Genomic DNA, 3,322 nt, shown 5'->3' with positions numbered 1-3,322 from the left:
GAGGGCTTGCATCATACATGTACGGCGTGGGGCGAGGAGCATGAGGGATTGCTGATGAACGGGACTGTACATTATCCTGAGCAAAAATACATCAACGTTCCCATTATCTATGGCGATTATTTCTTTGTCGAGGCATTGGCAAAGCTGCGCGGAGAAGAAGGTTTGTTTAGTGTTGAATGCAAAAAAATATAGTGTATAAGCGTGCAAGAACGAACTCATTTTAATCATACGGTCGTTTGTCAGATTTACGGAATGAATTGTGAAGCAGCGTGTGTGTAATTTCATTTACATATACGCTGTTTTTTTATGCATGAAAAGGCTGGATTTATTTCGATGCCAAAGTACTACTTATAGGGGGTTAAGAGATTGTGGCTGAGCTTATTTTGTACCCAATCAGAGAAAAATCATTGATATAAGCTCTTAACTCCTATGAAAATTTTCATTTTGATGCATGGAAATAGGTCCTTTTACTTGTTTAAGAGCATTTACTCGTAAATTGACAATATAGGTGGGTAACCGTATGATATCTTTTTGTGTAAAGGAATAAACTGGATTTTAAATCTCATTTGCAAAAGGAGTTATACATATCATGACAGCAACAAGTGATTGTACAAAAAGAATATACGGAGGATTTTGGATAAGAACGGCAGCGTTTGTGATTGATCTGATCATCCTTACTGCCATAGTCCTTTTAGTAGGAGGCGCAATTTACATTATCCAGATCTTCTGGGCATAAAGGAGACGGGTTTCATACAAGTACTGCTTATGTTGTGGCCGCTGATCTTATGGCTCGTAGTGCCATGGTTGTACTGTGTGTTATGGGAATCATCGAAGGTAAGAGCAACACCGGGTAAGCTGGTGTTCTCTTTAATCGTTGTAGACAAGGAAGGAAAGCGTCTTGGATTCTTACATGCCTCAGGACGTTATTGGATTAAAGCCATTTCTTTTGTAATTGCTCATATTATTTATATTGTGGTTGCTTTTACTGCCAAAAAACAGGGACTCCACGATCTTTGTACCAACACCTTTGTTGTGAATAAAAAGGAGTTGCAGCACATGAGCAGCAATTGTCCTTCACTCCAGTAGCTTCAAATATCATGAATTAAGGAAATTTCCGTTGCAGGAGATGGGTCTATTATGTAATATTAAGTGAATGATAATGATTATCATTTTCTATAGACTATATAACTTGGAGGATACATCCATATGCTACATGTAAAAAAATCGACCAAACTCCCTATACTGGCGGGAGTACTGCTCATTATAGCCGTTGTACTATCAGCTTGTAGCTCTCAAGGAAATGTTGCCCAAACTTCCCCTACAGCAGGACAGGCTGCAAACAGCACGGTTCAAAAGGAAGAGGCATCAACAACGCCGACCACCCGAGAATATACAGACTCTCAAAAACGTAAAGTAACGATTCCGGTAAATCCACAGCGGATCGTTTATGTAGGCAGTGATCCGGGGGATTTGCTTGCCTTGGGTGTACGTCCAGCAGGTGCGAGTCTGAGTGTCATTCAGTCACAAATTGTGTATGCGGACCTTACCAAGGATATTACCGATGTAGGCTACCCAGTGAATCTGGAAAAAGTGACGATGCTGAAACCGGACCTTATTCTTCACGACAATTGGGATGAAAAGGCGATTGATACGTTAGCTAAAATTGCACCTACCGTGGCTCTTCATTCCGACCAGGCAACTTTTGAACGTATGCAGGAGCTAGGTAAACTTCTTGGAAAAACTAAAGAGGCAGACCAATTCAAAACCTTATATGACGAGAAGGCCAAACAAATGAAGGCCAAGCTGGATGTTGACATTAAGCCAGGAGAGACAGCGACAGTGTTGTTAGTTATGGGGAAGAACCTGTATGTTATGGGACATCAGGGTGCATCCGTGTCCTTGTATGATGTGCTTGGCTTTAAACCGGCTCCCAAGGTACAAACAGACCTGATTGATAAAAAAGAGCGCTTTGCTACCATTTCTAACGAGGTGCTTCCTGCATTTATCGGGGATGAACTATTTATTCTGTCGGATCAGAGTAAAGAAACAGTTGCAGTTACTAATAATCTGATGAACAGTGAAATATGGAAGACCATTCCCGCGGTTCAAAACAAACGGGTATATACACTCGACAGCTCATGGAATTTTGATGATGCCATCACGAGAGAACGGCTTCTTGAACAAATTCCAGATTTGATGAAGCAAAAGTAAACATGGAACCAGCCAGTGCCTGAAAGCATTAGCTGGTTTCTTTGTTTTCTCATTATGCTATGAATACTTCCCTTGCTTAACCTATCTCTTATCAAGCTTTCTCCACCAAATCCTTCGCCAAATCCTCCTCGTAGCATACTCACACAAACGAACCCTGATGTCCTTTATTTATAGAATTTCACGTCGAAATAAAAAAATGTAAGCTGTTCGCACAGTTTCCATGTTCTTTTTAGCTTGTTTTGCGTTATAATGAAAGGATGCACATTATGAACGAATTGGAGGCACAGCCCGATTGACTACTTATCCTTTTGCCTTTGATCCGTCCAAGCCGTTTATTGAGCAGGCAAGTGACTGGATTGCGGATGTATTTTATGAAGTTTTGCCTGAAGTCGGCTTTGAGGTTCGGGATGAACAAATTTATATGGCATTCCAGTTGGAGCGTGCCTATAAGGAAAAGAAAACGATTTTCGCGGAAGCAGGTGTGGGCACAGGCAAAACGCTGGTGTACCTCCTGTACGCTATTGCATATGCCCGGTACATGAGAAAGCCCGCGATTATCGCATGCGCGGACGAGTCGTTGATTGAACAACTGGTGAAACCGGAGGGGGATATCGCCAAGCTGGCGCGGCATTTGAGCCTGACGATTGATGCCCGACTGGGTAAGTCGCCAGATCAGTATATTTGTCTGAACAAGCTGGATAACGTACGAGGCGGATTGGATGATGACGCGGATGTGTTCCGTGATATCTATCAGGACCTGCCGGATTTTGTCCATTTTCCGGATACGCTACAATCCTTTACCCCTTACGGGAACCGCAAAGAGTATCCCGAGCTAACGGACGGACAGTGGAGCAGACTGGGCTGGGATGTATTTCAAGATTGTCTCGTTTGCCATCAGCGGCATCGTTGTGGACAGACGTTGTCCCGTGATCATTACCGCAAAGCAGCGGATCTGGTGATCTGCTCTCATGATTTTTATATGGAGCATGTATGGACCTATGAAGCGAGAAAGCGTGAGGGTCAGCTGCCGTTACTGCCGGAGCACAGTTCTATCGTCTTTGACGAAGGGCATCTGCTGGAGACAGCGGCGCAGAATGCACTTACTTATAAA

General features: G+C 43.1%; 3 protein-coding genes and 1 pseudogene. All 4 read left to right on the top strand.

Annotation, left to right across the window (positions count from 1 at the left end; translation table 11 throughout):
• Nucleotides 1-192: pseudogene (locus GRP75_RS22245) on the top strand (glycoside hydrolase family 88 protein); the annotation flags it as partial.
• Nucleotides 193-813: 621 nt separating this feature from the next.
• Nucleotides 814-1,086, top strand: a complete 273-nt coding sequence (locus GRP75_RS29965) for an RDD family protein (RefSeq protein WP_483311107.1) — start codon at nt 814-816, stop codon at nt 1,084-1,086.
• A gap of 120 nt (nt 1,087-1,206) precedes the next feature.
• On the top strand, nt 1,207-2,211 hold the full coding sequence (locus GRP75_RS22235) for an ABC transporter substrate-binding protein (RefSeq protein WP_023988374.1): 1,005 nt from the start codon (nt 1,207-1,209) through the stop codon (nt 2,209-2,211).
• 292 nt (nt 2,212-2,503) lie between these two features.
• A partial coding sequence (locus GRP75_RS22230; protein ID WP_369127585.1) for an ATP-dependent DNA helicase occupies nt 2,504-3,322 on the top strand: 819 nt, incomplete at its 3' end.

This window comes from Paenibacillus sp. OT2-17, assembly GCF_009827695.1.
Taxonomy (GTDB): Bacteria; Bacillota; Bacilli; order Paenibacillales; family Paenibacillaceae; genus Paenibacillus; species Paenibacillus polymyxa_B.
This window is presented reverse-complemented; position numbering and strand designations above follow the sequence as displayed.

Excerpts from the sequence above, each read along its gene's own strand:
- GRP75_RS22235 (WP_023988374.1), top strand. The coding sequence starts at position 1,207 with ATGCTACATGTAAAAAAATCGACCAAACTCCCTATACTGGCGGGAGTA.